Genomic DNA, 232 nt, shown 5'->3' with positions numbered 1-232 from the left:
CGCCGTCGGCACCCTTGGTGTCGGCGCCGGCCGCATTGCCGTCGCTGCCGACGCCGGTAATCACGTTGCCGCTCGCCGTGCCGCCTTCCGTGACACTGTCCGTGTCGGCAACCGCCGTCGGCACGTCGTCGACGATGGCGATGGAGAGCGTCGTGGAGGCCGGATCACCGTCGGAATCGACCACCTGGACGGCGAAGTCGTCATGGGTAGTGTTGCCCGAGGTGTTGTCCAG

1 protein-coding gene is annotated in these 232 nt (G+C 68.1%); it reads right to left on the bottom strand.

Annotation, left to right across the window (positions count from 1 at the left end; translation table 11 throughout):
• Nucleotides 1–232: hypothetical protein (locus tag EN851_RS36585; RefSeq protein ID WP_189522004.1), on the bottom strand; the 232-nt coding region annotated here is incomplete at both ends.

Origin of the sequence: Mesorhizobium sp. M8A.F.Ca.ET.208.01.1.1, from assembly GCF_004791315.1 — a bacterium.
GTDB lineage: Bacteria > Pseudomonadota > Alphaproteobacteria > Rhizobiales > Rhizobiaceae > Mesorhizobium.
Note: the sequence above shows the minus strand (reverse complement) of the source record. Positions and strands in the feature narration are given on the sequence as shown.